This is a genomic window from Mycobacterium sp. D16Q13 (genome assembly GCF_002013375.1).
GTDB lineage: Bacteria > Actinomycetota > Actinomycetes > Mycobacteriales > Mycobacteriaceae > Mycobacterium.
Window position 1 is genome coordinate 87,558 of sequence record NZ_MAEW01000003.1, and the last position, 25,729, is coordinate 113,286.

Sequence of the window (25,729 nt, forward strand, 5' to 3'; positions counted from 1 at the left end):
CGCGTCCACGACTACTTGTCGGCGGGCTCCGCGTCCGTAGATGCATGCCGTCGACGCTCAACGATGAGCAGTGCCCCGGCCAGTAGCGCGATGAGCACGACGATCAGCCCGACGATGTCGGCGAAGACACTCGGATGGGCGAGGCCATATCCGGTCAGCAGATCCACCTCGGCACGCTGCCGAACGAACTGACCGAGGACTACACCCAGCGCAGAAGCTGTGACCGCCAGGCCCCCGACCACCGTCAGCTGCACCGGCGAAACCCCATGGAACACCGCGTAGAAAAGGTAGACGGCCAGCGTCGCGATACCAGCCCCGGATAGCAGCAAGCCCAGTAACAATCCGCCCTCTGTCGTCGCGGCATCCAGTTCGATGACGGTCGCCACCACTCCGGCCACCAGCAACGCCACGCCCAGCACCGCGACGAGCGTGCGCTTGCCCGCGTCGATGAGGTACCCGGCGACCGGAGCCAAGACCAGTCCGGAGACGAAGAGGGCGAACGCGGGGGTATCTGAGGGTGCCTGCTCGCGATCGATCGACCACCACATGGCCGCATGATCGAAGTCGGCGAACCGCACCAGGAAGGTGAGCACGGTGATGGCCAACAGTGCCGCCAGCACAACCGGACGGGTCAGCACGTCCGCGGCGATCAGTGCCGCCGAGCCCCTGCGCCGCGTCTGCGCGAAGAGCGCACCGAAGGACACCACAGCGACGATCGCGAGGATCGCGGCGCGCACCGGCGAGGCTTCGTCGATCAGGAGCCAGGCCAGGGCGGATACCCCCACTAGCCACAGCAGGGCGCCAACGAGGTCGAAGGTGTCGAAGGTGCCGACGAATTCGCGGTGCGGCTGGGTGAGAACCACCACCAGCACCACGACGGTCGCCGCGAGGATCCCGTAGGTGATCGGGCGCCAGTTCTGCGGCGAGTTGATATCCAAAACCTGACCCGCCAGCATGGCCAACGGATACATGGCCACCCAGAATCCCAAGGACAGACCACGCCCCTGTCTAGGTGTCGAATGCAGCACGATCAGCATCGAGGCCACCACGGTCAGCCCAGCGCCCAATGCCGAAACCAGCATGACCCAGGCAAGTAGTGTCGCCGATCCCGGTATCAACGACCCGGCCGTCGATAGGCCCAGGATCACCAGTCCGGCGGCCAGGAAGGTCGTCGGCCGAATGTGATTTCCCAACCGGGCGAACACAAGCAATGTCACCACTGCTACCACGTCACCCGCGACGGTCGCCCACTCCACCGTGCCAAGGGCGTCATCACCCCGGTCCACTCCCCACACCGCCGCCAGACCGTGGTCCAGCATGGTCACCCGCGCCACCAGTAGCGCGGCGCAAGCGATAAAGACGTGCCGTACGGCCAGATTCATGTCACCTTCATTCTCTCGTCTTGATCACTCTATGAGCCCCATCCACATTCGTCCTGCGATAGCCGTTATCGCGAGAGCTATCTACGGGCCGGCCGAGTCGGTTCTGCGCCTGCCACGCGCCCAGCGGATCGCCCGGAAGGCCACCCATCCCAGTGCGACCGCAAGCACCAGCACCACGACAAACGCAAGAATCGGCACTGCCAAAGCGAGGATCGTCAGCACCAGCGAGGTGCCGTCTTCAGCGGTCGAGACCACTGGATTCCCCACGCCGGCAGTGGTGCCCGTCACAAAGGGGCGTGCGACCGTTCGGCCGGCATGCACACTGCCGGCGGTGATGGCGCCGAGAATCGCGCCTACCGCCGGTGGCAGATTCGCGGAAAGGCTCGTTTCCGCGGTGAACAGAATGGCTCCCGACGCCGGTGCGATAAATGTGCCGATCGCATGCAGGACCGAGTCGAGGGCCGGAATCTTGTCGCCGATGAGGTCGAGCACGAAGATGACCGCAAGGACGATCAGCGCCGGAGTGGAGGACAGCCAGCCGTACGACTGCCCGAGCTCGATCCACCCGAATCGGTCGGCGGCACCCACCGCGAGCAGCGGCAGCCAAGCGTTCAGTCCGGCGGCACCCGAGAGCCCGAACGCCCCGAGGATGGCGCTGATGGCCGAGGTGATCTCCATGTCACGAGTGTGACGCGATCGCGCGGTTTCAGCGGCGATTTCCCGACGGCGTCACGCGCGTGTGTCGAGTTCGACGACGAGTGGTGTCCCGCCCTCGAACCAGGCGCGATGCAGTTCAACAATCTTGCGTCGCGATGGCAAGCCCGTGCGGTGGAACATGTTTTCGACGTAATCGAAGGGATGTACGACACCACAGAATCGCTCGCGAGCCGCGTCATACACCGGGTCGCCGGGTGCGATCGGCCGAGCCACCCCGGAGTACGTTCCGTCGGTGAGCCTCAGGCTTACCTGCGGGTTGGCCTGAATATTCTTGACCCACAGGGTGTGCCGACCGGTTATCGCGGCCAGATATGCCCTATCCCCGTGGCGCACCGCCTTGACATACGTGATGCGCGGACTCCCGGATCTTCTGCCGATGGTCGTCAGTATGCCCACCCCGCGAGGCACCCGGATCGCGAACCATGGCCGGTGTATCGCGTGCAGCGCCCCGGCGAAACGCCGGCGCTCTGCCAGCGGGGCTGCCGTGGTGTCCAGTCCCGGTCGCCGCTCGAACACGTACCGTCCGTCCGTGTAGCGCAACGACTCCGGCAAGGGGCCGTCCACGGTCTTAGCGGGGGTCCCAGTTCCCATGGAATCCTGCCGGCACTCGCTGTGGCAGATCGACCGTTGCCGCAAGCTCCAGAGTCTGTGCGTCCAGCACCACGAACTTGCCGTCGGACGTCCCAGCGCTGAGACCGAACCCGACGAGCACACCATCGTCTTCGGCAGTTCCCGAAGGATTCGGCACAAACGACATCTCACCCACCGCGAGCGAATCAAGCGCAGTCCGGCTGTCGGTGCCCGTCTGGTAATCGAACTTGACCAGGCTGCCGTCCACCTTGCCGTCGGACTCGAATGCCCCGGCAATGCAGGGCAGATATCCGTACCGGTGCTTCTTACCCGTCAGCTGCTCGTTGATCCGGGGGAACTCGAGATGGCGGTCATCACGACGCTCCATGGTGACGGTGCCCTTGGCCAGGTTGATAACCCAACGGTCAAGCAGGCCGCGCGCATCGCTGGGGCCGAGTACGTCGGCGGAGAACATGGAGTCATAACGGACCAGATCGATCACCAGGACTTCCTGGCCGTCACGCATCTCGGAGTATCCGTTCAGCGGGTGGAACACGTAACACGGCTCGATCTCGAACCAGCGCACATCGGATTTTCCTCCCTCACGCGGCATCACACCAATTCTGGCCGGGTACTTGGGATTCCACGAGTACGGAATCGAGGGCGACTTCCCCGAGAGTTGACTCGCCCTGGCGGCGATCGGGCCGGGGATCTTGATCTTGCCAATCAGGGATTGCATGACCAGCTGGGCGGGCTTGCGCAGAATCGCCGGCATTGGCACCGACTTGGTGATCATCGAGGTGTCCAGGGTGACGGGCAGGTCGTAGAAGACGACGTACTTCTCGGTGAGAGTGAAGTCGTGCATCATCGGAGAACCGTGGACCTTGATGTCAACCGTACGGCGGGCCCTGCCCGAGACGTCGATGACTGAATACTGCACGGTGTTCCCGCGCGCGAAAGAGTATGAGACGGCATGCATTTCACCCGTATCGGGATCAATTTTCGGGTGGGCGGTGTATCCACCCGGCAGTGTCCCCTGGAAATCGCAGGTCCCGACGGTATCCAGCTCCTCGGTGAGCTCGTAGTTGGCGATACCGCCCTCCACCAGCGCCAGGGTGCGACCGGCATGACTGAGCGCATTGGTGTTGGGTCCGATCAGCGATGTGCCGGCCGAGGTACCGACGGCGACCGCCGCCTCCCCCAATGCCTTGCGCACCGACGCGGTGCGCACCCAGCGATTGCGGTACCACTGCGCCTTCCCGTCGCGTAACGACAGGCCGTGCACCATCGCATCTCCGCTGAACAGGTGGTAGGTCGCGGGGTCCACCTCGGCGGCCGGGTTGGGACCGTTACGCAGGTAGCGCCCATCCAGGTAGTCCGGAATGGTGCCGGTGACTTTCAGGTCGGTACTTGTCACTTCCTGCTGAACCGGCTCCCAGACTCCGGTCAGATACAAGCTCTCCACGGCGGTGGGCTGGACTGTGGCGGTCATCGTGTCCTCCAGGGCTGACTGGCTGGCATAACATCGTTATTACGCCGTTATGGTGAACCTACTCCCGTTGTGCGAACATGGCAAGACCATGAGCTCATCCATACCGCGAAACAGTCAGGGAAACGACCGGGCCGTCGCACGCAATCCCCGGGTCGACCTGGTATCCGCGGCAGTGCAGCTGCTAAACGAGCAGGGCCCCGATGCACTGCAGACGCGGAAGATCGCCGCTGCCGCCGGCACCTCCACCATGGCGGTCTACACCTATTTCGGTGGCATGAGCGAGCTCATCGCCGAGGTAGCCGAGGAAGGCCTGCGCCAGTTCGCCGCAGCACAGTCCGACGTGCCCCAGACCGGTGACCCCATCGCCGATTTCATGGTGACGGGCATGGTCTATCGCCAGTTCGCCATCGACCACCCGCACATGTACCGACTGATGTTCGGCGTCACGAGCGCGCACGGCATCAACGCCCCCAGCCGCAACATGTTCAACACCGTGCACCTGACACCCCAGCACGCCAGCGCCACACAGCTCTATCGCAGCGTGCAGCGCGCCATGGCCGCGGGCCGGATCGACGGCTCACCCGACGACGCCGCGAAGGTCGCCGCGACCGCCGCCAAGTTCTGGACCATCATGCACGGGTTTGTCATGCTGGAACTGGCCGGATTCTGGGGCGAAGACGGCGCTGCGGTCGGCCCGGTACTGGGCTCCATGACCACGGATCTGCTGATCGCACTGGGCGATACGCCCGAACAGCTCAGCAGCTCGGCCGCCAACGCCGCTGCCCGAATCGCCGCGCTGGCCTAGCGCCGATCTAGAGCGGCGCCCAGGACAATTCGTCGGGATCTTCGTGGCTGATCGGCACGGTGGTCGGTGCCGGTGCCGACACCGCGGTATCCCGCAGGGCCGCCACTGCACGGACCGCTGTCGCGGTGGGAGCTCGCATATCCCGGGCAAGACGCGTTAGCAGTCGCCTGCGTAGCTCGTCATCGGTGGACGTCTGCGTTCGCGGCGTGGGTGCGACCGCCTCGGGAGTGCGACGACGCCGGGCGCGAAGCGCCGCGAGGAGCAGCAGGAAGCAGCTCACGCCGATGAGCAGAGAGACGATCACGGAATCGAGTGTGCGGGGTGAAAACGAAACCGGCCCCCGGAAGTCCGAAGACTCCCAGGGGCCAGGTTTCGAAACGTACTGCGAACTACTTGACGGTGATCGTCGCGCCGGCAGCCTCGAGCTTGGCCTTGGCGTCCTCGGCGGCCTCCTTGGCAACCTTCTCCAGCAGCGGCTTGGGGGCCGCGTCGACCAGGTCCTTGGCTTCCTTCAGACCCAGGCCGGAGACGATCTCGCGCACAACCTTGATCACGCCGATCTTCTTGTCGCCGGCGCTCTCCAGGATGACGTCGAACTCGCTCTGCTCCTCGGCAGCCTCGGCGGCCGGGGCAGCGCCACCGGCAGCGGCGACGGCGACCGGAGCGGCAGCGGTGACCTCGAAGACCTCTTCGAAGGTCTTGACGAACTCGGACAGCTCAAGCAGCGTCAGCTCCTTGAAAGCATCGATCAGTTCCTCGGTGCTCAGCTTTGCCATGATGTTGGTTCCTTCCTTGATTTACAACAGGTTTGGTTGGTACTGGCGGATCGAAGGGGCGCTTCTACGCCGCCTCTTCGCTGGCCTTCTTTTCCTGCAGGGCGGCGGCCAGGCGTGCAACCTGGGACGCCGGGGCGTTGAACAGCCCGGCGGCCTTGGCCAGGTTGCCCTTCATCGCGCCGGCCAGCTTGGCCAGCAGCACCTCGCGCGATTCCAGATCGGCGATGCGCTCAACCTCGGCAACTGACAGGGCGCGGCCATCCATGTAGCCGCCCTTGATGATCAGAGCCTTGTTTTCTTTCGCGAAGGTCTTGATGGCCTTCGCAGCGTCCACGGGCTCACCCTTGATGAACGCGATTGCCGTTGGGCCGCTGAACAGTTCGTCCAGGCCCTCCACACCGGCGTCCGCAGCCGCACGCTTGACCAGCGTGTTCTTGGCGACGGAGTAGGTGGCGGAAGCTCCGAGGGAGCGACGCAGGGTGCCCAGAGCGGACACCGACAGGCCGCGGTACTCGGTGATCACGGTCGCAGTTGAATCCTTGAACTGCTCGGTGATCTCGGCAACGGCGGTGACCTTTTCAGTCTTGGCCATGTATTGCCTCCTCATCTCGTTTCGGTCGCTGCACCTGGGACATGACGGCCTGAGATCGAGAAGGAGTCTGAAATGACGAACGCCCCGACGCAGACAGGTCGGGGCGTGAAAATCCGCGGACTTTTGGTCCGCGAGTCTAAACCTCGTCCTCCTGCGTGGGCCGTCAGGACATGTCCTGAACCTTCAACCTCGCGAGAGGTGACCGACGGTCTTCGGTGGAGCTCTGAGAGATTACCGCAGATGGGGGCGATCATCCAAAACGGCGTGGTATCCAGGAATGGTGCCGTTGTCCTCCGAAGTTCCCACCCGATCAGGCATCGCACGTAACGGCGATATCGAGCTCTTCTACGAAGACCTCGGCAACCCGGGCGATCCCGCGGTCATCCTCGTCATGGGTGTAGCGGCGCAGCTCCCGATGTGGCCGGACGGGTTCTGCCAGCGACTCCTCGATCGAGGCTATCGCGTGATCCGCTTCGATAACCGCGATTGCGGGCTGTCGACGAAGCTGGACGGGCACAAGGCGCCCGGATCGGTCCAGCGCCGGGTGGTCCGCTACGCGTTCGGCGTGGGCAGTGCGGTCCCGTACACGCTCCTCGACATGGCCGAGGACGTCCGTACCCTCATCGACCACCTTGGCCTGGACACCGTGCATATAGCGGGTGCCTCGATGGGTGGGATGATCGTGCAGGTCTTCGCGGGCACCTACCCCGAGCGCGTCAACTCCGTCGGCATCATCTACTCGGCGACCGGCCGCCCATTCTCACGGTTGCCGTCCTGGGCACTCATCAAGACCGCCATGACGGCCCCAGGTAAGAACGCGACGCCCGAGGAATGGCTCGAGTTCGAGGTGAACACCGGCATCGTCTACAACGGGCCCGACAACCTGCCCTCCCGCGAGGCACTGCGACAGCGCATCCTGGAACACCGGGCCCGCAGCGACTACAAGGTGGGTACCGTGCGCCAATTCGATGCCATCCTCGGCACCGGCAGCCTGCTGCGCTTCACCCGCGCCATCACCGCCCCGACGGTCGTGATCCACGGCCGCAATGACCCGCTGGTGCCGTATCAGAACGGGCGGGTGGTGGCCAAGAACATCCGGAACTCGCGGTTCGCGCTCATCGAAGGCATGGGCCACGATCTGCCCGAGCCCGTGTGGGAGCCCGTGACCACAGAGTTGTTGGCAACTTTCGACAGGGGCACCGCCCGCCCGCGGGGCTCTGTGTGCAGGACTGACTAGGGCCGCACGGCCATGATGCGGCACACTTGCATTTCATGACTGCCCAAGAACGTTCCGGCCGGAGCGTAGGTGAAGGCCGTGGACGTCAGGTTGCACCGCTCGGGCGCGTGGCGTTGCTCTCCGAGGCCGCGCGGCTGGGCACCACAGGCTGGCAGGTCGCCCGCACCGCAGGCCGAGTGCTGGGCAAGATCACCAAGAAGGGCAGCTTCGAGCAGAAGGTCATCGCCGAGCTTCCCCAGACCTTCTCCGATCTGGGTCCCACGTACGTCAAGCTCGGCCAGATCATCGCCTCCAGTCCCGGCGCGTTCGGCGAGCCGCTGTCCCGTGAATTCCGGGGCCTGCTCGACCGCGTCCCGCCCGCCGATTCAGCCCAGGTTCGAGAACTCATCATCTCCGAGCTCGGCGATGAACCCGAAAAGCTCTTCGCCAGCTTTGACTCCGAGCCGTTCGCATCCGCGTCGATCGCCCAGGTGCATTACGCGACACTGCATTCCGGCGAGGACGTGGTGGTCAAGATCCAACGTCCGGGGATCCGCCGCCGGGTCGCGGCCGACCTGCAGATCATGAAGCGCGGAGCGGCGCTACTGGAACTAGGCAAGGTGGGCCGGATGCTCTCCGCCCGCGACGTGGTGGACGATTTCTCCGGAAACCTTTCCGAGGAACTGGATTTCCTTGCCGAAGGCCAGGCCATGCAGACCTGGGTGGAGCACCTGCACACCTCGTCGCTCGGCAAGAACATCCGGGTACCGGACGTGCACTGGCACTACACGACATCCAAGGTGCTCACCATGGAGCGGGTGCACGGCATCCGGATCGACGACGCGCCGGCCATCCGCAAGGCGGGCTTCGACGGCACCGAGCTGGTGAAGTCGTTGTTGTTCTCGGTGTTCGAATCCGGTCTGCGCCAAGGCTTGTTCCACGGCGACCTGCATGCGGGAAATCTTCTCGTGGACCACGAGGGCCGGATCGTATTCCTGGACTTCGGCATCGTCGGATTCATCGACCCACGGACCCGCTGGCTGTTGCGCGAGCTGATTCACGCGCTACTGGTCAAGAAGGATCATCGCGCCGCGGGCAAAATCGTGGTTCTGTTGGGCGCCGTCGGCAATCCCGGCGACGCCGATAAGGGCACCCAGGACATGCAGGCCTTCGCCACTCCCCTGACCATGAAATCCCTTGGGGACATGTCATATTCGGAGATCGGCAAGCAGCTGTCCGCACTCGCTGAACAATACGACGTCAAGCTTCCGCGTGAGCTGGTACTCATCGGCAAGCAATTCCTGTACGTCGAGCGGTACATGAAGCTGCTGGCGCCGCGCTGGCAGATGATGGAAGACCCCGAACTCACAGGCTACTTCGGCAACTTCATTGTCGACATCAGCCGTGAGCACAACCGCGAGGGAGACATCTGAGATGACGGCCAGCACCGCCAAGGTCGGCGATATCGAGCTGTGCTACGAGGAGTTCGGCAACCCAGCCGACCCCGCGCTGCTACTCATCATGGGCATTGGCGCGCAGATGGTGTTCTGGCGCACCGAGTTCTGCCAGCAGCTCGCCGGCCAGGGCTACCGTGTCATCCGCTTCGACAACCGGGACTGTGGCCTGTCGACCAAGCTGGACGGGGTGCGCGCCGGGGGCGGATCGCTCCTTCCCACGATGGCGAAATTCCTTGCCGGAGTGAAAATTGCCGGCACCGCGTACACCTTGGTGGACATGGCGGCCGACGCGGCCGGTCTACTCGATTATCTCGGCATCGAGCAGGCACATATCGTGGGCGCTTCGATGGGCGGCATGATCGCGCAGGTTTTCGCCGCCGAGCATCCTGATCGGACCGAGACGGTCAGCATCATCATGTCGAGCAACAACCAGCCGTTCCTGCCGCCGCCCGGACCACGTCAGCTGATGGCGCTGTTGACGCCGCCGCCCGCCGGCGCCACCCGTGAGCAGATCATCGCCAATAGCGTGCAGGTGGGCCGGACCATCGGCAGTCCGAAATACCGCCAGTCCGAGGCGAAGTCATATCTACACGCTGCCGAGTACTACGACCGTAGCTACTACCCCAAGGGTTTCGCCCGGCAATTCGCCGCGATCATGGGGACCGGTAGCCTGGTGCCATTCAACAACCGAATCACTTCGCCCGCACTGGTTTTGCACGGCAGGGCCGACAAGCTGATGCGTCCTTCGGGTGCGCGCGCCATCGCTCGCGCCACCCCCGGCGCACGGTTGGCACTGATCGACGGAATGGGCCACGATCTGCCCGAACCACTGTGGAACCGGGTCATTGCCAAGCTCACCGAGAACTTCGCCCGATCAGAGCCCGCAGAGGACGCAACGGAATCGGAGGCCGCGGACCGCTAATTAGGTCCCGTAGGGAACGATTTCGCCGGGATCAAGCTGGCTGTTAATTCTGCGCGGAATCCTTGTACCTGCTGCGGTCATGCTTTAACCTCGGCACGGGGTAACAGCCACCCCTAGATCCGATCAATCGCACGCGCGCCGTTCGGGGCACAGCGCCATCTCTCGCGAGAGGCCTTCGCATGTCCAGATTGACCCCTAAGTTCTCTGATGTACAAGCACATTACGACCTGTCTGACGACTTCTTCGCGCTGTTTCTCGACCCCAGTAGGACCTACAGCTGCGCATACTTCGAGCCCGAGAGCCTGACACTCGCGCAGGCACAGCAGGCCAAGATCGACCTCGCGCTCGGAAAACTGGGTCTAGAGCCCGGGATGACCCTGCTGGATGTCGGCTGCGGTTGGGGTTCCACCCTGAAACGCGCCCTCGAGCACTACGACGTCAATGTCATCGGCCTGACCCTCAGCAAAAACCAATTCACGCACGTCACCAAGCTTCTCGACTCCACTGAAAGTTCGCGTACGCACGAGGTTCGGTTGGCCGGGTGGGAGGAATTCGACGGCACCGTCGACCGAATCGTCAGCATCGGCGCCTTCGAGCATTTCGGCCACGAACGGTACGCCAGCTTCTTCGAGATGGCCCACCGGATACTTCCTGACGATGGAAAGATGTTGCTGCACACCATTGTCAGCTTTCACCCGGAGGAATTGAAGCGCAGGGGAGTTCCGCTACTGATGTCGCGGGTTCGATTCATGCACTTTATGCTCACCGAGATATTCCCTGGTGGTCGTTTGCCTTCCATACCGATGGTGGACCAGCATGCCGCGCAGGCGGGCTTCCGTATTACCCGCCACCAAGCGCTGCAACTCCACTATGCGCGCACCCTGGACTGCTGGGCCGAGAACCTGGTCGCACACAAGGACGAAGCGATTTCCCTTCAATCCCAAGAGGTTTACGACAGGTACATCAAGTACCTGACAGGTTGCGCCGATGCCTTCCGGGAGGGCTGGATCGACGTAGTTCAGTTCACCTGCGAGAAGTAGGAGTCGACCAGGCCCTGAACCGCGCCGACGGCCAGTTCCTTGTCGGCGGGCACGAGCCCGATACGGGTACGACGATCGAGGACATCATCGGTGTCGAGCGCACCCTCATGAGTGAGCGCGAATTCGACTTGTTCACAGGTGATATCGACATCGTCGACCACCCGGGTACCGACGGCACCCGGCCAGTCGTCCACCACGGCCAGGTTCTGCGTCACACACTCCGAGGCCGCCAGCGGCCGGCGTTCCAGACCCGCGTCGAGGGCGTCCTCGGCCATCTTGCGATAGGTAGTCAGCTTGCCGCCCACCACGCTGACGACACCCGACTCAGATACCCGGACCGCGTGCTTACGGGACAGGTCCGCGGTCGCGGAGTCATCACCGTCGAGAAGTGGTCGCAGCCCCGCGAAACGTCCCGCCACATCCGATTCGGACAGTGAGGTCTGCAGCACCGTATTCACGGTGTCGAGGAGGAACTGCTCCTCCTCCGCAGAGGGTTCGGCCACATCCGGTACAGGACCGGGCGCCGGCTCGTCCGTGAGCCCGAGGTATACCCGATCGTGGATGGCGGGCAGGGCGAACACGAAACGGTTGATCGTGCCGGGCACCGGAACAGTCAGGGCGGCGGTAAGTCCGCCGAAGCTTGCCGCGCGGAACACCAGGTGTGTCCCACGGCTAGGACGCAGCTTAATGTCATGGTCGACTTGGCCGGCCCATACCCCGGCGGCATTGATGACCAAACCCGCCTGTACCGCAATGGTATTGCCGGTCAGCTCGTCGCGAAGCACCGCGCCGTCGCCGGTGACCTGCTCGGCGGACACTCTGGTGAGGATGCGGGCACCCAGACCCGCCGCCGTGCGCGCGATGGACACCACCAACCGCGCATCGTCGACGAGCTGCCCGTCGAAGGCCATCAATCCACCGCGAAGTCCGTTGCGCCGCACGGTCGGCGCCCGGCGGATGACTTCACCCGCGTCGATCGCGCGCGAGCGGGGCAGCACGTCGGCCGAGGTGTGCGCGAGCTTGCGCAACCCATCCCCCGCGACGAATCCCACCCGCACCAGGGTCCGGCTGAACATGCTCACCGCCGGGTGCAGCGGAACCACCTGCGCGAGCGGGTGAATGAGGTGCGGGGCGGTACGCGTCATGAGGATGTGCCGCTCGATCGCGCTTTCCCTGGCAATACCCACCTGACCCGACGCAAGATAGCGCAATCCGCCGTGCACCAGCTTGGAACTGAATCTGCTTGTGCCGAAGGCAAGGTCGTGCTTCTCGACCAGCGTGACACGCAGGCCGCGGCTCGCCGCGTCGAGTGCCACTCCGACGCCGGTGATACCACCGCCGATGACGAGGACGTCAACCGGAGCGCCACCGGCCAGCGCGGCGAGATCGGCACTGCGTCGTGTGCTGTTGAGCTGGGTTGTCATGAACTCTCCTAAGGGGCGGATCAAGCCGTGAGATATCCGTCTATGGCAGCGGCCAATTCATTCACCAGCTCATCCGGCGAGAGAATGTCGGCGACGATGCGCGCCGACTGGAGAACCGATTGGCCGATCAGCAGCACCATCGCCGCCATCTGCTCAGGGCCGCCGGCGCGAATCGATCCGTCCGCCTGACCCTCGGCGATGATCAGCGCGGTCCAGCCGATGAGTGCGCGCTGGCTGGTGCCCAACCGCCGCACGATGTAGGTCAGCAGGAGTTCGGGATCGGACCGCAGGATTGCCGCGAAAATCGAGTGCTCACGCACCTGGGTGACTAGACCTGCCACCGACTGGACCAGGCGATCGCGCGCATGCCCCTGTCCGGTCGCGGGCAGGATCGAGGCCATTTCCCGCGTCAGCAGATCGGCGACCAGGGAGCGCACATCGGGCCAGCGCCGATACACCGACGGACGGCTGACACCGGCACGCTTGGCGACCTCCACCAGTGTGGTCCGACGCACCCCGAACTCGGTGACGCAGGACAGCGCGGCATCCAGGATGCGTTCAGTGACGGGATCCGCCGGGACCTCCGCGACCCCGGCGATGTCTGTCGTCTCGACCGTCATGTCACCTCACCTTCACCAGAAAATCTGCGTTACAACTTGCCATCGTATGTAATACTGTAACGCATGATGGAGTGGGACGCCTGGGGCGTGGCCGAAAAACGACAGACTCTCTCACCTGAGGTGAAGACGCTCTTGGCGTCTGCGCTGGGCATTCCCGAACGGGATCCGGTCAGCCGCGACGAATCGACCGTCACCCTGTCCCCCGGCTCTCTCACCCACGAGCAGTTGACCGCCCTGTCGGATCTGCTCGGCGCTGAGCATGTGCGCACCGATCACGGTTCCCGGCTGCGACACTCGGGCGGCAAGAGCACCCCGGACCTGCTGCGCCGGCGCTCCGCCGGCGTCCAGGAGGCGCCCGATGCCATCGTCTACCCGGCATCGCATGACGAGGTGTCCGCACTCCTCACGCTCTGCGGTGAGCAGGCCATCGCGGTCGTACCGTTCGGCGGCGGCACCAGCGTGGTCGGCGGGCTGGACCCCGAGCGCGGCGAATTCACCGCAGTCATCGCGGTGGACCTTGGGCGGATGTCCGGCCTGGTCTCCCTTGACGAGGAATCCGGAACGGCCGTGCTGCTGCCCGGAACGACCGGGCCCAAGGCCGAAGAACTCCTTGGCGCCAAAGGTTTTTCGCTCGGACACTTTCCGCAGAGCTTCCGGTTCGCGAGCATCGGCGGTTTCGCCGCCACTCGCTCTTCCGGGCAAGCCTCCAGCGGATACGGGCGCTTCGACGCGATGGTGGATGCGGTCCGGATCGCCACACCGCGCGGTGATCTCAATCTGGGCAGGGCGCCCGCCTCGGCGGCCGGCCCGGACCTGCGGCAGCTCTTCCTGGGATCCGAGGGCGCACTCGGCATCATCACCGAGGTGACCGTGCGCGTGCACCGACTCCCCGAAGACACCTGGTACCAGGGTTGGTCCTTCCCCTCCTTCGATGCTGGGGCTCAGGCGCTGCGCACGCTGGTCCAGTCCGATGCCGCACCCACCGTGCTGCGGCTGTCCGATGAAGCCGAAAGCGGGCTCAATCTCGCGCTGGCCAAGGACATCGGCGGGAAGAACCCCGCCACCGGAGTGCTGGCGATCACCACGGTCGAGGGCACCCGCGGGCACGTTGAGGCCCGCTCGGCCGAAGTAGCGGCCGTTCTCACCGCGGCCGGTGGCACCGCGCTCGGCGACGAGCCCGGCAAGGCCTGGGATCACGGCCGGTTCGATGCACCGTACCTGCGCGATGCACTCATCGATGCGGGCGCTGTGGTGGAGACGTTGGAGACCGCGACCTCATGGCGGAACCTGGCCACCCTACGTACGGCGGTCACTACAGCACTCTCCGAAGCCCTTGGCGTCCAAGGCACTCCACCATTGGTTTTGTGCCACATTTCGCATACCTATCGCACCGGCGCCTCGCTCTACTTCACCGTGGTGTGCGCGGCCGCCGAGGATCCGATGATCCAATGGGGTAAGGCGAAGAAGGCGGCGGGTGATGCCATTGTCACCGCGGGCGGCACCATCACGCACCATCACGCTGTCGGACGCGATCATCAGCCGTGGCTTGCCGATGAGGTCGGCGAGCTCGGCATCGAGATCCTGCAGGCGGTGAAGCGCACCGTCGATCCGCGGGGAATTCTCAACCCCGGCAAGCTTATTCCTGTTAGCGAGTAGCGCCGATGACCCATCTCACCGTCCTGACGAACCCGGCCGCGGGCCACGGCGCAGCACAAGCAGCCGAGGCCGCCATCGCGCATCTGCGTGCGCGCGGACTGACGGTGACACATCACGCGGCCTCATCGGCATCGGAATCGCATGCCCTCGCACAGGAAGCCGCCCGCACGGGCGCCCGCGGAATCGTCGCCGCGGGCGGGGACGGTCTGGTGAGCATCGCGCTACAGGCGGTCGCATCCACTCCGGTGGCGCTCGGCGTGATCCCGATCGGCACCGGAAACGACTGCGCCCGCATGCTGGACATCCCGCTGGGCGATCCGGTGGCCGCCGCCGACGTGATCGCGACCGGCGATACCCGGGTGATCGACTGCGGGCGTGTGCAATACAACGGACACACAACCTGGTTCGCCACGGTGGTGGCATCGGGATTCGACTCGTTGGTCAACGATCGCGCCAATCGGATGAGCTGGCCCCGCGGCCGTCGCCGTTATGACATCGCGATGGCGTTGGAGGCCGCGAAGCTGCGGCCGCTGCCGTTCCGCATCGAATTGGACGATCAGGTGATCGAGACCGATGTCACCCTGGTCGCGGTCGGAAACGGAACCTCATATGGCGGCGGAATGCGCATCTGTCCCAACGCCATTCTGGACGATGGGCTACTGGACGTGACGGTGGTGGCGGCCGGTGGGCGGCTGCGCCTGCTGCGGCTGTCCCCCACCGTCTACAAGGGCACACATGTCAACCTGCCCGAGGTGAGCACCTTCCGGTCGCGGCGAGTCCGACTGTCCGCCGACAACATCACCGCGTACGCCGATGGGGATCCGGTGGCACCACTGCCGATCGATATCGACGTGGTTCCCGGCGCCCTGACCGTCTTCGCCTAGCCAGTTTTCTCCGCGATCAGGAATGCGGAGTTCGGGGTCGCGTCGGGCAGATCAGCGGGGATACCCCGACCGTGACGCTCCAACAGTGCGGTCGTGGTCTCGCTGGCCACCTGCCATCCACGGCCGGCCAGGAACTCCCCCGCGTCAGTACGTTCCTCCAGATACCACAGTTCCGCCACATCGGGAATGTCCTGATCTTGGATACTCTCGGCGGCACGCCGGAACACCTGCCCCCGTTCTCTTTGCCGGGCAAGTGTTTCCGGATCAAAGAAGCCTTCACCGAAGTTCTCCACGGCGACACGGCTGCCCGGCACACTGAGTGAATCAATCCGCTCGAACAGCAGGTCCTGGGCCGCGGGCGGCAGATACGGCAGCAGGCCCTCGGCGATCCAGGCCACCGGCTCGCTAGCATCAAACCCGCTGGCCGCCAACGCGGCGGGCCAATCGTCGCGCAGGTCCACCGCAACCGGGACATGGCGAACGCGCGCCGTCGCGCCCTGCGCGTCCAGGGTGTCGGCCTTGAAGGCGAGAACCGTGGGAAGGTCCAGCTCGAACAGCACCGCATCGGCGGGCCAGTCGAGTCGCCACGCGCGTGCGTCGAGACCGGCAGCCAGGATCACCGACTGTCGAATACCGGCCCCGGACGCTTGGCGGAAGAAGTCGTCAAAGAACTTGGTGCGGCACGCGACATAGGACCGCATGGCGGCAATGCGCTCGGCCAATCGGGGCTCGGCCGCTAGCAGCGCAGCGGGCGGTTCACCGTCGAAGCGGTACACGCTCCACACTCCGTCGCCGGCAGCCTCGAGAAAGAGACCGGCGTACGGATCACTGATCAGCGGGTTCTCGCTACGCGTTTCCGCATCTCGGGCGCTGGCCACCCCCAACGCCGTGGTGCCGACACTCTCCGTGATCTCCCAGCTGTCTCCATCACTTCGCGCCATGAGTTCCTTTGTACGCCAGCCTGGATAGTGTGCCGACGGAACTGGCCGCCATAGTTTGTCAGTGCGGACCCCTCACGCCGCACATCCCACCACCGCGAACCAGTGAGGCCAGTCCGGAAGAACCACGGACGACCAGCTCGCACTATTTATAGAACAGAACGATATATTTGTCTAGTAATTCCAGGGATTGAGATACACGGTGACGGACCACACGGGAGCTGCCGAAGCAGGACGTGGCCGCGGTCGGCCCATCAAGGACGGCAAGACCTCCACAGAAGTGCAATCGCACTTGCTCGACGCGACTGAGCGTGTGCTGGCCCGCGTTGGTGTCACGGCACTCAGCATGGGCGCCGTAGCCCGTGAGGCCGGGTACAGCCGCGGGGTCGTGTATCGCTACTTCAACAACCGGGACGAGGTACTGGACGCGCTGATCGTGCGCAGGGCGACAACGAACATCGCAGAGACGGCTCCCCGGCTGATGGCGCTTGGGGACTGGTCCGAGATGGTGGTGGAGTCCATGGTCATCGTCGCGACCGAGACGACACAAGACCCCTTGCTCCGCGCACTCGCGGACCCGGATGGCACCCATAGCACCGCCGCCAGCCTGATATTCGGCTCACCCGGGCTGTCACAGATGCTCACGGCACTGTACGAGTCAATGTTCAGCAGCGGTCTGGCGCCGCTACGCGAGGGGCTCAGCGCCGGCGACGCCTCGCGCTATGTGTTGTCGGTGGTCATGAGCCTGCTGTCGGGTTCCATACCGGGCTGCGACGACGCCGATCAGGTACGCCGTTATGTCCGGACCTTTGTACTTCCCGCACTGCTGCAGACACCACCCCCGCCCGAGCAGGTCTTCACCCAGTAGTACCGAAAGTGTCTGATCGGTGATGCGCGGTTCGTCAGACAGGTAGAGAGTGGATCGCAGAGTTCCGCTCATTGATACCGACGGAGGGCTCCACCATGCATTATCTCGCGCTACTCGTAGGTCCCCAGCAAGAACGCACACCCGACGAGGCCGCTCAAGAACTGACGGACTACTTGAACTTTCAGGCCAGGGCGGCATCGGCGATCCGCGCAGGCGACGCGCTGTATCCGGAAGCCGACAGCGTGCGCATCACCGGCGGACCTGATGCCCCTGTCATCACCGACGGTCCGTTCGCCGAGGGCGCGGAGGTCGCGAACGGCTACTACGTATTGGAGGCGGACAACCTCGATGAGGCCCTTGCCTTGGCCCGGGATATCCCGGAGGCCAAACGCGGCGCGGTCGAGGTGTGGCCGCTGGTCCACTGCTCGCAAGACTTCGGCGGGCAGGGGTCCACGAGCTGGCTCGCACTGCTGCTGGAGCCCGGAGAACGCGCATATGTGCCCGGCAGCCCCGAATGGGAGGCGGTGGCGGCCAAGCACGGGGTGTTCGGCGCGAAGGCAAGCGAACACATCAAGATCGCCGGGCCGCTGCATCCCCCGTCCACAGCGACCACGGTCCGGGTACGCGACGGAGAGACCGTTCTCACCGACGGCCCGTACATCGAGGGAACCGAGATCGCCAACGGCTTCTACGTGCTCGCCGCCACTGACCGCGACCAGGCTATCCAACTGGCCTCGCGGCTGCCCGCATCCGCGGTGCATCTGCGGCAGCTCACCGGCGTCTCGGGTTTCTAACACCGTATGACCGGCTTGGACGGCGTCTTTCGGCGGGAGTGGGGGCCAACGGTCGCCGCCATCGCACGATGGTCAGGGGACCTCACCGTCGCCGAAGACGCCGTCCAGGAGGCGTGCGCCGACGCGGTGCGCACCTGGCCGCGAGACGGCGTACCCGACAATCCGGGCGGGTGGTTGTTGACGGCCGCGCGGAATCGGGCGCGTGATCGGCTCCGGCGCGAGACACTGCGCCCCGGAAGGGAATTGGCTGCTGTGCTCGACGACATCACCGCCCGCACCGACGTCTCCGATCCCCGCTCCGTGCCGGACGACGAGCTCCGGATGATGTTCACCTGCGCTCATCCATCCCTGGAGCGAGTGTCACAGCTCGCCCTCACGCTACGGCTGGTATCGGGACTGACGGTGGCCGAGATCGCCCGGGCGCTGCTGCACAGCGAGGCCGCGATAGGTCAACGGATCACCCGCGCCAAGGCCAAGATTCGCGCCGCCAACATTCCGCTGCGGGTGCCGCCCGCCGAGCTACTGCCCGAACGCACTCCGCACGTGCTCAGCTGCATCTACTCGGTGTTCACCGAGGGCTACTGGTCGACGGGCGGACCGTCCGCCATCCGCGACGAGTTATGCGACGAGGGTGTGCGCCTGGCCTGCGAGCTGTGCAAGCTCATGCCACAGGAACGGGAAGCTAATGCGCTGGCCGCGCTTGTACTGCTTCATGACTCGCGGCGCCTGGAACGTGTGGATCACGACGGCGCACTGGTGCCCCTGGACGAGCAGGACCGCACCCGGTGGGATCACGGTCGCATAGCCCGCGGGCTCAGTCAGTTGCGGCAAGCGGCGGGCTCGACGGGCCCCTACCTGCCGCAGGCGGTCATCGCCGCGCTGCATGCCACCGCCCCCACCTGGGAGGAAACCGATTGGCAGGCAATCTGCCAGGCCTACGACCGGCTCGCGTCCATGACGCATTCGCCTGTGGTGCTGGTGAATCGGGCGTTGGCGATCGGCCTGCGCGACACACCTGACGCGGGATTGGCGGCGCTGGAGAAGGTGGCCCACGATCCACGCTTAGCGCGATCGAACCTGGCGGCTACCGTCCGCGCCGATCTGCTTCGGCGTGCCGGCCGTCACGCCGAAGCCGCCGACTGGTACCGGACGGCCTTGTCCACCAACGGGTCCGATCCAGGGCGCGAGTTTCTGCGGCGCCGCATCACCGAATGCGAAAACCGGTACGAGAACTAGACAGCGTCGAGGACGCTCTCCAACCACAGGCCAACATCGCGCTGCACGCGATCCTTCTCCGGCTCGTTGAGGATCTCGTGACGGCCTCCCGCGTAGAACCTGTACTCCAGCCGCCGGTGACCTTCGGCCAAGTAGCGAGTGATGAGACCCTGGATCGTCGCTGTTCGGCCCCCGACCGGATCCTCACTTCCCGCGATGACGAGGATCGGCAGCTCGACCGGAATGCGCGATTCATTTCCCGGCACCCACAATGCGTGGAATCCCTTGATCACCGAGTAGGTCATCGCGTTGGAGAAAGGTTTGCCGCACAAGGGATCCGACTGAAAGACACGAATCTCTTCGGGGTCGCAGGTCTGCCACTCCGACCCAGTCGGTGTGACACCGCCGACCGCGAAGGGATCATTGAATCCTGCCAGGAGTGAACCGAAGAACTCGCTCGGCGCCATCGCGTTCGAACCAGTCGCGACGGCCTCGAGTTCGGCGATGGCCTGCCGATAGGCCTCCTCGGTGAGACCCGGAACCGCGCCGAGCGTCCCGCACAGGACGGCCCCCGCGAGCAGGTCCCCGTGGTGCTGGATGTGGAACTGCGTCAACGCCGAACCCATGCTGTGACCGAAGGCGATCAACGGCAGACCAGGGTCCTGGGTACGCGCGATCTCGGCCAGCTGTTTGATATCGGCCGTCATGTCCTCCCAGGCCGTGACGCCCAGTTGTCCCAAACCTTCGGGTCCGGCCGTCTGTCCGTGTCCGCGCAGGTCAAGCGCGTACACCACACATCCACGCGCTGCGAGGAATCGGGCCAAACGGTCGTAGCGCGCACTGTATTCGGCGATGCCATGTGTGATCTGCACGGCCGCGCGCGTTTCGATCCCGCATGGCGGCTGCCACATCCGATACCAGATCACCATCTGATCAACCTCGGAGACGAACGTGGAAAATACCGGCCCTCCAATGGGATTCGAAAAGTCCCCGGGCAAGTCCTGACTCATCGCGGTCCTTTCACGAGGTGATTTCCTCGGCATACTTACGGGCGTACATCGCATAGAGCACGGTGTCCTCCGCCTCTTCGACTGCCGAAAACGCGATGTCCACCGCGTATGCCGCATCGGATTCGGCGATATCAGCCTCCTGCTCGGCATGCCTGGCATCAATCTTGTGTTCCTTGTGACCGAATGCGATCGTCACCCTTGCTACATGGGCCTTCCAGCTCTCGACCAGTTCCGCCCAGGCCGAGCCGGCTTTGGCCGCCGCCTTGTCCGCTCGGGTCTCCCATTCCTCCCGGACGCGCCTGCACCCTGTCCAGGTCTTCCTGAAGTTGGTCCCTCGTCTTGTCCCGTGCCAGCTCAGCGCTTCGCCGGGCCTGATGAGCTCGCTCAACGATGGACAGATACGACCGGTCAGCCCCCATCGCCAGCCTCCTTAGCCGTCGAGAAGATCGCCGGATATGAGAAATACCGCGAATCAGCAGTTCGCATTTTCAGCCACAGTTGGAAACACATTCCGACTACCCAAAAGTGTTCCACTGATTTAACGCCAATGAGCAGGAAGAAAATCTGATAGCAAATTCATGTAAGTACCGTGGCCCGCAGGAATTCGTGCTCATGAACGTTGAACTACCGACGGACTCCAGCACTGACATCAGCAAGTTAGCACGGCAACTACCCAAGTTCTCGGCGAGGAGTATTACCGATTTAGCAATGGCGTGTTGCCCCCAGAGAAACAATGTTGAGCCATCCAAACAACCCCATTCTACCTGCGCGATATGATCACACAGTGGGTCTTCAGAGCCTTGATATATACGATCTTCGCTGCTTTGTCGCTGTGGCAACAACACTGAATTTCTCCCAAGCCGCACGGGATCTTCATGTCTCTCCCCCTCCCCTTAGCCGAAGGATCAGAGACATGGAACGCCTGTTGGGGGTGGCGTTGTTTCTCCGTGACACCCGCCGGGTAAAACTGACCCCGGAAGGCGCCCGGCTGCTGCCGGCGGCGCGACGCGTACTCGCACAGTTCGACGAGTTGCCGGCCATCGTGTCGCCGGAATCCACGACGCCCACACGGTCCATTGACTATGGCGTACCTCCCTTGCTGCACACCGACCTGCGCGCGACGTTGGCGGACCTGGAAAACATGCATGCAGGTGGCTTCACCTTGCGGAAATGGCCACGCGGGAGCGCAGAGATCATTTCCGCACTGAGGCGGGGAGACATCGCATTCGGGCTGGCCCGCCCACCATTCGACTCAGATGGATTGATGAGCAAGGTGGTGTGCGAAGAACCTTTGGGCGCAGTACTTTCCAAGAAGACGTACGGATCGAGGCACTCGATTTCGGTATCCGAACTCACCAACCTCAACTACGTCACCGCGCGGCGAGACACCGACACCGAGTATCGACAGCAGGTGGACCATGCATTGGAGTCCGCGGGGGTGCCTCGACGGGAAAACGTCGACCCTGGCGACTACGTGGGCGCCGCCGATGTCATCGGCGTTGGCGATGGATTCGCCATCGCGCCGCTCGCCCCGACCAGCGGCGCCTGGATGTACAACCTCGCCGAGGATGTCTGTGTACCGATCAACGACATGAAGCTGACCCTCGTCACCTGCCTGGTGTGGCAGGTGAATCTCGCCGAGCAGGACAAAGAGATCCGCGCGGTCATCGACACGGCAGTCGCGTTACTGCACAGACCCGGTACACCTCGGCGATCCGGCTCGATATAGCCATTCCCAGCCGGGCTCAGACCTTTACGGCAGCGGTACCGACCACACCAACCGGGTGCCCCCGGTGTCCATCGCCGACACACTGAACGTGCCCCCCGATTCCGCGGCCCGGTTTGCCAGCCCGCTCAGGCCGCTGCGTGCGACCACTTCCGGTATCCCGATGCCATCGTCCACCACGTCGATGACCAACTCGTCGTCGACGGACACGGTCACTGACAGCTCCCTGGCACGGGCGTGCCTGACCACATTGCTCACGGCCTCACGCACCACCGCCTCGGCGTCACCGGAGGTGCTGGCGGGTATCACGTCCAACGGTCCGCTCATGCGCACAGATACCCGCAGCCCGGTATCGGCCGTGAGCTCGTTGATGGTGGAACGCAGTGTGGCGCGCAAGGATTCGTCATTGGTATGCAGATCGAAGATCGCGGTCCGGATCTCTTGGATCACCTCGTGCAGCTGATCGATATGGTCGGCGAGGCGGGCCGCCACCGTCGGATCGACGGCCCGGCGATGAGTGCTCTGCATCCCCAGGCCGACGGCGAACAACCGCTGAATGACGTGGTCATGCAGGTCACGGGCAATGCGATCGCGATCGGCCAGCACATCCAGTTCATGTTTGGCCAGACGAACCTCGGCCTGTTCCAGCGCCAGCGCCGCCTGCCCCGCGAAAGAGGCCGCCATATCGAGCTGCTCTTCGTCGAAGGCCACCGATCCCACCGTGCGCAGCAAGATCAACACACCCGCCGTCGACTCCCCTCGCCCGAGCGGAAGTACCAGGGCGGGCCCGAAGGCCAAGTCCGTACCCTCGGCCAGATTCACGGCGAGCCGGCCCACGTTCCTCGGCTCATGATCAACAAAGGTGCTCCCGGAGGTCGACCCGTCGACAGGGATCACCTTCTCGGACAGTACTTCTGAACCTTCGCCTTCACAGACCGCCACCACCAGTTCGGCGGTGTCCTCCTCGTCACCGACGGGTAGCGCGATGAACGCGAAATCCGCCTCCGCCAGCAGCGCCGCGGAAGAAGCCACCAGGTGTAGCGCCTTGCCCGGGTCCACCCCGCCAAGCAGCTCAGCGGTGATATCGGCGGTGGCACGCTGCCATTGCTCACGACGCCGGGCATGCTGATAGAGACGGGCATTCTCGATCGCGATACCGGCCGCCCCCGCCAGCGCACGCACCACCACCTCGTCGTCCTCGGTGAATTCCTGCCCGCCGAGCTTCTCGGTGAGATACAGCCGTCCGAACACCTCACCGCGCACCTGCACCGGCACTCCCAAGAAGGTCCGCATGGGCGGGTGGTTCGCGGGAAAGCCGACGGAGGCCGGGTGCGCCGCGATATCCCGCAGGCGCAGGGGCTTGGCCTCGTCGATCACGACGCCGAGCACACCGTGGCCCGTGGGTAGCGGGCCTATCAGCTCGCGGGTCGCCTCGTCGATACCCTCGTAGACGAACTCTGCCAGCTTCTCGTCCGATCCCACCACACCGAGTGCACCGTATCGGGCACTGACGAGCTCCGATGCCGCACAGACGATTTCCCTCAGAGTAGCGTCAAGTTCCAGCCCCGAACTGACGGCCATGACGGCGTCGAGAAGGGCATCCATGCGCCCCCGCGTGCCGTCGACAATCTGCTCGATCCGGCCCTGCACCTCCGCGAGTAATTCACGCAGTTGCAGATGAGCCAGCTCGGCCGTCACTCGATTGGGTTGCGCACCAACATCCTCGACCACAATTCAACTCTCGCACACCTTGACCTCGAGTGAGCACGAACCCGTCAGCCGTGCGGCCCCTGGTTCTCGCGCGCGAGTTTGGTGGCGAGCACGGCGACCTGTGTCCGGCGCTCGAGGTCCAGCTTGGTGAGCAAACGTGAGACGTAATTCTTGACTGTCTTCTCCGCCAAGAACATTCGTCCCGCGATCTGACGATTGGTGAGGCCCTCTCCGATCAGTTCCAGCAGCGTCCGCTCCTGCGCGGTGAGCCCGGCCACCGGCGACGGGTTGTCGGCCGCCGCGCGCAACTTGTTCATCAACGCGGCGGCCGCGCGGTTATCCAGCAGCGAGCGTCCCGCCCCGACGGTACGGACCGCGGAGATCAGTTCCATGCCCTTGATGTCCTTGATGACGTAACCACCGGCTCCCGCCATGATCGCGTCAAGCATGGCGTGTTCATCGGTGAATGAGGTGAGCATCAGGCAGTTGAGATTCGGTAGCTTGGAACGCAATTCGCGGCACAGCTCGACGCCGTTACCGTCGGGAAGCCGGATGTCCAGCACGGCGATGTCCGGTTGTAGCGCGGGGATGCGCGCCATTGCCTCGGCCACCGAGGAGGCCTGACCGATCACCGAGAAGTCCTCTTCCTCCTCAAGCAGGTCGGCCAGACCGCGGCGCACCACCTCGTGGTCGTCGACCAGGAATACCGTGATCATGTCCGTTTCCCTTCCATCTGCCGCACCCAGTGTGGCACCAGCGACGGAATCCAGCACCGGCATCACTGCAGTCCAACCACGGAGAGATCACCGATGTTTTTGTCGCTGTGCGATATCGCGTCCAGCAGATGACGGGCCGACACGATGTCCGGGATGCGCTGCGATCCGTCAGACGCAAGCAACGTGCTGTCGATCAGTGCCGACGCCTGCACCAGCGCTCCGGCGGTCACGCTGCCCGGCAGTGGGATAGAGCGCGCCAACATGGCATTCCTTCCCGTGGTACCCCGTTGTTTCAACGGTAGGACGGGAGGCTGCGAGCCGCTACGGTCTTTGGTCCCTACTCACGACAAAGCCCCCATTTCCTCCCTCGGTAGGGGGAAATGGGGGCTTGTGCAGATAACGCGCGCGGGAGGTTACTGGACTTCGAGGAAGTTCCGGGTAACGCTCGGGTCGACCTGGATGCCCGGGCCGGTCGTGGTGGTGACGACAACCTTCTTCAGGTAGCGCCCCTTGGCCGACGACGGCTTGGCACGCAGGATCTCGTCCAGCACGGCACCGTAGTTCTCCGCCAGCTTGTCGGCATCGAACGAGGCCTTGCCGATGATCAGGTGCAGGTTGGAGTGCTTGTCGACGCGGAAGTTGATCTTGCCGCCCTTGATGTCGGTGACGGCCTTGGCGACGTCCGGGGTCACGGTGCCGGTCTTGGGGTTCGGCATCAGACCACGCGGTCCCAGGACACGGGCGATACGACCAACCTTGGCCATCTGATCCGGGGTGGCGATGGCGGCGTCGAACTCCAGCCAGCCGCCCTGGATCTTCTCGATCAGGTCGTCGCTACCGACAACATCGGCACCGGCAGCCGCGGCCGCTTCGGCCTTGTCGCCCACCGCGAAGACGATGACGCGGGCGGTCTTACCGGTACCGTGCGGAAGGTTCACGGTGCCGCGGACCATCTGGTCAGCCTTGCGGGGGTCGACGCCGAGGCGCATCGCGACCTCGACAGTGGCGTCGTACTTCTTGGACGCGGTCTCCTTGGCCAGCTTTGCGGCCTCAAGAGGGGTGTACAGCTTCTCGCGGTCCACCTTCTCGGCGGCCTCGCGATATGCCTTGCTGTTCTTGCTCATGGGTATCCAATCAATCGTTGGTTCGTGGTCGTGCAGGCCGAAGCGGGCCTTACCACTGGGTGTTCGGTATTACTC

Annotated in this window: 27 protein-coding genes; 11 read left to right on the forward strand and 16 right to left on the reverse strand. The window is 64.4% G+C overall.

The genetic code is table 11. The features are described 5' to 3' along the window. Positions 1-11: 11 nt before the first annotated feature. The 4 genes from B4400_RS03085 to B4400_RS03100 all read right to left on the reverse strand — a co-directional run bounded on the left by B4400_RS03085 (position 12) and on the right by B4400_RS03100 (position 4,161). The gene (locus B4400_RS03085; RefSeq protein ID WP_070952071.1) at positions 12-1,382 is read right to left on the reverse strand and encodes an MFS transporter; all 1,371 of its coding nucleotides are present in this window, start codon (positions 1,380-1,382) and stop codon (positions 12-14) included. Between the two features lie 81 nt (positions 1,383-1,463). Continuing rightward, entirely contained in the window at positions 1,464-2,060 is a 597-nt protein-coding gene (locus B4400_RS03090) for a DUF4126 domain-containing protein (protein WP_078308477.1), read from the reverse strand. Between the two features lie 51 nt (positions 2,061-2,111). Further along, positions 2,112-2,690, reverse strand: coding sequence for a nitroreductase family deazaflavin-dependent oxidoreductase (locus B4400_RS03095; protein ID WP_078308476.1), 579 nt, complete (start codon positions 2,688-2,690; stop codon positions 2,112-2,114). Beyond that, the gene (locus B4400_RS03100) at positions 2,668-4,161 is read right to left on the reverse strand and encodes a carotenoid oxygenase family protein (RefSeq protein ID WP_078308475.1); all 1,494 of its coding nucleotides are present in this window, start codon (positions 4,159-4,161) and stop codon (positions 2,668-2,670) included. The genes B4400_RS03095 and B4400_RS03100 overlap by 23 nt, the downstream gene beginning before the upstream one ends. A gap of 49 nt (positions 4,162-4,210) precedes the next feature. Between B4400_RS03100 and B4400_RS03105 the strand changes: the two genes are divergently transcribed. Further along, a complete protein-coding gene (locus tag B4400_RS03105) occupies positions 4,211-4,966 on the forward strand; it encodes a TetR/AcrR family transcriptional regulator (RefSeq protein ID WP_078308474.1) in 756 nt (251 codons plus the stop codon). Between the two features lie 7 nt (positions 4,967-4,973). On the opposite strand, the gene B4400_RS03110 is transcribed toward B4400_RS03105, so the two are convergent. The 3 genes from B4400_RS03110 to rplJ form a co-directional block, all read right to left on the reverse strand. Beyond that, positions 4,974-5,270, reverse strand: coding sequence for a hypothetical protein (locus B4400_RS03110; protein WP_078308473.1), 297 nt, complete (start codon positions 5,268-5,270; stop codon positions 4,974-4,976). Between the two features lie 85 nt (positions 5,271-5,355). Next, positions 5,356-5,742 (reverse strand): 50S ribosomal protein L7/L12, encoded by a 387-nt coding sequence (gene rplL / locus B4400_RS03115; protein ID WP_070952067.1) that lies wholly within the window; start codon positions 5,740-5,742, stop codon positions 5,356-5,358. A gap of 64 nt (positions 5,743-5,806) precedes the next feature. Beyond that, positions 5,807-6,334 carry a 50S ribosomal protein L10 gene (gene rplJ / locus B4400_RS03120; protein ID WP_078308472.1) on the reverse strand — a complete coding sequence of 176 codons (528 nt, stop codon included), beginning with the start codon at positions 6,332-6,334 and terminating at the stop codon, positions 5,807-5,809. A 277-nt stretch (positions 6,335-6,611) separates the two neighbouring features. Here rplJ and B4400_RS03130 point away from each other — a divergent pair, with 277 nt between their 5' ends. The 4 genes from B4400_RS03130 to B4400_RS03145 all read left to right on the forward strand — a co-directional run bounded on the left by B4400_RS03130 (position 6,612) and on the right by B4400_RS03145 (position 10,969). Next, a complete protein-coding gene (locus B4400_RS03130; RefSeq protein ID WP_078308471.1) occupies positions 6,612-7,571 on the forward strand; it encodes an alpha/beta fold hydrolase in 960 nt (319 codons plus the stop codon). 107 nt (positions 7,572-7,678) lie between these two features. Continuing rightward, positions 7,679-8,983, forward strand: a complete 1,305-nt coding sequence (locus B4400_RS03135; protein WP_078308470.1) for an ABC1 kinase family protein — start codon at positions 7,679-7,681, stop codon at positions 8,981-8,983. Between the two features lies 1 nt (position 8,984). Continuing rightward, complete coding sequence (locus tag B4400_RS03140) at positions 8,985-9,929, forward strand: alpha/beta fold hydrolase (protein WP_078308469.1); 945 nt, start codon at positions 8,985-8,987, stop codon at positions 9,927-9,929. 179 nt (positions 9,930-10,108) lie between these two features. Further along, on the forward strand, positions 10,109-10,969 hold the full coding sequence (locus B4400_RS03145) for a cyclopropane mycolic acid synthase family methyltransferase (protein WP_078308468.1): 861 nt from the start codon (positions 10,109-10,111) through the stop codon (positions 10,967-10,969). Here B4400_RS03145 and B4400_RS03150 read toward each other — a convergent pair. Beyond that, a complete protein-coding gene (locus B4400_RS03150; RefSeq protein WP_078308467.1) occupies positions 10,948-12,393 on the reverse strand; it encodes a glycerol-3-phosphate dehydrogenase/oxidase in 1,446 nt (481 codons plus the stop codon). The two genes, B4400_RS03145 and B4400_RS03150, sit on opposite strands and share 22 nt — an antisense overlap. Before the next feature lie 20 nt (positions 12,394-12,413). After that, complete coding sequence (locus B4400_RS03155) at positions 12,414-13,013, reverse strand: TetR/AcrR family transcriptional regulator (RefSeq protein ID WP_078308466.1); 600 nt, start codon at positions 13,011-13,013, stop codon at positions 12,414-12,416. A 63-nt stretch (positions 13,014-13,076) separates the two neighbouring features. On the opposite strand from B4400_RS03155, the gene B4400_RS03160 reads away from it, so the two are divergent. Beyond that, on the forward strand, positions 13,077-14,669 hold the full coding sequence (locus tag B4400_RS03160; RefSeq protein ID WP_078308465.1) for an FAD-binding oxidoreductase: 1,593 nt from the start codon (positions 13,077-13,079) through the stop codon (positions 14,667-14,669). Positions 14,670-14,674: 5 nt separating this feature from the next. Next, complete coding sequence (locus B4400_RS03165; RefSeq protein ID WP_078308464.1) at positions 14,675-15,553, forward strand: diacylglycerol kinase; 879 nt, start codon at positions 14,675-14,677, stop codon at positions 15,551-15,553. On the opposite strand, the gene B4400_RS03170 is transcribed toward B4400_RS03165, so the two are convergent. After that, entirely contained in the window at positions 15,550-16,494 is a 945-nt protein-coding gene (locus B4400_RS03170; RefSeq protein WP_078308463.1) for a class I SAM-dependent methyltransferase, read from the reverse strand. The genes B4400_RS03165 and B4400_RS03170 overlap by 4 nt on opposite strands. 199 nt (positions 16,495-16,693) lie before the next feature. On the opposite strand from B4400_RS03170, the gene B4400_RS03175 reads away from it, so the two are divergent. The 3 genes from B4400_RS03175 (at position 16,694) to B4400_RS03185 (ending at position 19,389) form a co-directional block, all read left to right on the forward strand. After that, positions 16,694-17,359 (forward strand): TetR/AcrR family transcriptional regulator, encoded by a 666-nt coding sequence (locus B4400_RS03175; RefSeq protein ID WP_078308462.1) that lies wholly within the window; start codon positions 16,694-16,696, stop codon positions 17,357-17,359. A gap of 95 nt (positions 17,360-17,454) precedes the next feature. Next, positions 17,455-18,153, forward strand: coding sequence for a YciI family protein (locus B4400_RS03180; protein ID WP_078308461.1), 699 nt, complete (start codon positions 17,455-17,457; stop codon positions 18,151-18,153). 6 nt (positions 18,154-18,159) lie between these two features. Beyond that, positions 18,160-19,389 carry an RNA polymerase sigma factor gene (locus B4400_RS03185; protein WP_078308460.1) on the forward strand — a complete coding sequence of 410 codons (1,230 nt, stop codon included), beginning with the start codon at positions 18,160-18,162 and terminating at the stop codon, positions 19,387-19,389. Here B4400_RS03185 and B4400_RS03190 read toward each other — a convergent pair. Further along, a complete protein-coding gene (locus tag B4400_RS03190; protein ID WP_170914915.1) occupies positions 19,386-20,378 on the reverse strand; it encodes an alpha/beta fold hydrolase in 993 nt (330 codons plus the stop codon). The two genes, B4400_RS03185 and B4400_RS03190, sit on opposite strands and share 4 nt — an antisense overlap. A gap of 10 nt (positions 20,379-20,388) precedes the next feature. After that, complete coding sequence (locus tag B4400_RS24560; RefSeq protein ID WP_170914916.1) at positions 20,389-20,574, reverse strand: hypothetical protein; 186 nt, start codon at positions 20,572-20,574, stop codon at positions 20,389-20,391. A 537-nt stretch (positions 20,575-21,111) separates the two neighbouring features. Between B4400_RS24560 and B4400_RS03195 the strand changes: the two genes are divergently transcribed. Next, complete coding sequence (locus B4400_RS03195; RefSeq protein ID WP_078308458.1) at positions 21,112-22,107, forward strand: LysR family transcriptional regulator; 996 nt, start codon at positions 21,112-21,114, stop codon at positions 22,105-22,107. Between the two features lie 24 nt (positions 22,108-22,131). On the opposite strand, the gene B4400_RS03200 is transcribed toward B4400_RS03195, so the two are convergent. The 4 genes from B4400_RS03200 to rplA form a co-directional block, all read right to left on the reverse strand. After that, a complete protein-coding gene (locus B4400_RS03200; protein WP_078308455.1) occupies positions 22,132-23,835 on the reverse strand; it encodes a sensor histidine kinase in 1,704 nt (567 codons plus the stop codon). Positions 23,836-23,879: 44 nt separating this feature from the next. Next, positions 23,880-24,530, reverse strand: coding sequence for a response regulator transcription factor (locus B4400_RS03205; protein ID WP_078308550.1), 651 nt, complete (start codon positions 24,528-24,530; stop codon positions 23,880-23,882). 62 nt (positions 24,531-24,592) lie between these two features. Beyond that, positions 24,593-24,793 carry a hypothetical protein gene (locus tag B4400_RS03210; RefSeq protein WP_078308452.1) on the reverse strand — a complete coding sequence of 67 codons (201 nt, stop codon included), beginning with the start codon at positions 24,791-24,793 and terminating at the stop codon, positions 24,593-24,595. A gap of 150 nt (positions 24,794-24,943) precedes the next feature. Continuing rightward, positions 24,944-25,654, reverse strand: a complete 711-nt coding sequence (rplA, locus tag B4400_RS03215; protein WP_078308450.1) for a 50S ribosomal protein L1 — start codon at positions 25,652-25,654, stop codon at positions 24,944-24,946. Between the last annotated feature and the right edge of the window lie 75 nt (positions 25,655-25,729).

Bases quoted from the DNA above. Each gene is read 5' to 3' on its own strand.
- B4400_RS03085 (WP_070952071.1), bottom strand. From the start codon at position 1,382: ATGAATCTGGCCGTACGGCACGTCTTTATCGCTTGCGCCGCGCTACTG.
- B4400_RS03090 (WP_078308477.1), bottom strand. From the start codon at position 2,060: ATGGAGATCACCTCGGCCATCAGCGCCATCCTCGGGGCGTTCGGGCTC.
- B4400_RS03095 (WP_078308476.1), bottom strand. From the start codon at position 2,690: ATGGGAACTGGGACCCCCGCTAAGACCGTGGACGGCCCCTTGCCGGAG.
- B4400_RS03100 (WP_078308475.1), bottom strand. From the start codon at position 4,161: ATGACCGCCACAGTCCAGCCCACCGCCGTGGAGAGCTTGTATCTGACC.
- B4400_RS03105 (WP_078308474.1), top strand. From the start codon at position 4,211: ATGGTGAACCTACTCCCGTTGTGCGAACATGGCAAGACCATGAGCTCA.
- rplL (WP_070952067.1), bottom strand. From the start codon at position 5,742: ATGGCAAAGCTGAGCACCGAGGAACTGATCGATGCTTTCAAGGAGCTG.
- rplJ (WP_078308472.1), bottom strand. From the start codon at position 6,334: ATGGCCAAGACTGAAAAGGTCACCGCCGTTGCCGAGATCACCGAGCAG.
- B4400_RS03130 (WP_078308471.1), top strand. From the start codon at position 6,612: ATGGTGCCGTTGTCCTCCGAAGTTCCCACCCGATCAGGCATCGCACGT.
- B4400_RS03140 (WP_078308469.1), top strand. From the start codon at position 8,985: ATGACGGCCAGCACCGCCAAGGTCGGCGATATCGAGCTGTGCTACGAG.
- B4400_RS03145 (WP_078308468.1), top strand. From the start codon at position 10,109: ATGTCCAGATTGACCCCTAAGTTCTCTGATGTACAAGCACATTACGAC.
- B4400_RS03150 (WP_078308467.1), bottom strand. From the start codon at position 12,393: ATGACAACCCAGCTCAACAGCACACGACGCAGTGCCGATCTCGCCGCG.
- B4400_RS03155 (WP_078308466.1), bottom strand. From the start codon at position 13,013: ATGACGGTCGAGACGACAGACATCGCCGGGGTCGCGGAGGTCCCGGCG.
- B4400_RS03160 (WP_078308465.1), top strand. From the start codon at position 13,077: ATGATGGAGTGGGACGCCTGGGGCGTGGCCGAAAAACGACAGACTCTC.
- B4400_RS03165 (WP_078308464.1), top strand. From the start codon at position 14,675: ATGACCCATCTCACCGTCCTGACGAACCCGGCCGCGGGCCACGGCGCA.
- B4400_RS03170 (WP_078308463.1), bottom strand. From the start codon at position 16,494: ATGGCGCGAAGTGATGGAGACAGCTGGGAGATCACGGAGAGTGTCGGC.
- B4400_RS03180 (WP_078308461.1), top strand. From the start codon at position 17,455: ATGCATTATCTCGCGCTACTCGTAGGTCCCCAGCAAGAACGCACACCC.
- B4400_RS03185 (WP_078308460.1), top strand. From the start codon at position 18,160: ATGACCGGCTTGGACGGCGTCTTTCGGCGGGAGTGGGGGCCAACGGTC.
- B4400_RS03190 (WP_170914915.1), bottom strand. From the start codon at position 20,378: ATGAGTCAGGACTTGCCCGGGGACTTTTCGAATCCCATTGGAGGGCCG.
- B4400_RS03195 (WP_078308458.1), top strand. From the start codon at position 21,112: ATGTTGAGCCATCCAAACAACCCCATTCTACCTGCGCGATATGATCAC.
- B4400_RS03205 (WP_078308550.1), bottom strand. From the start codon at position 24,530: ATGATCACGGTATTCCTGGTCGACGACCACGAGGTGGTGCGCCGCGGT.
- B4400_RS03210 (WP_078308452.1), bottom strand. From the start codon at position 24,793: ATGTTGGCGCGCTCTATCCCACTGCCGGGCAGCGTGACCGCCGGAGCG.
- rplA (WP_078308450.1), bottom strand. From the start codon at position 25,654: ATGAGCAAGAACAGCAAGGCATATCGCGAGGCCGCCGAGAAGGTGGAC.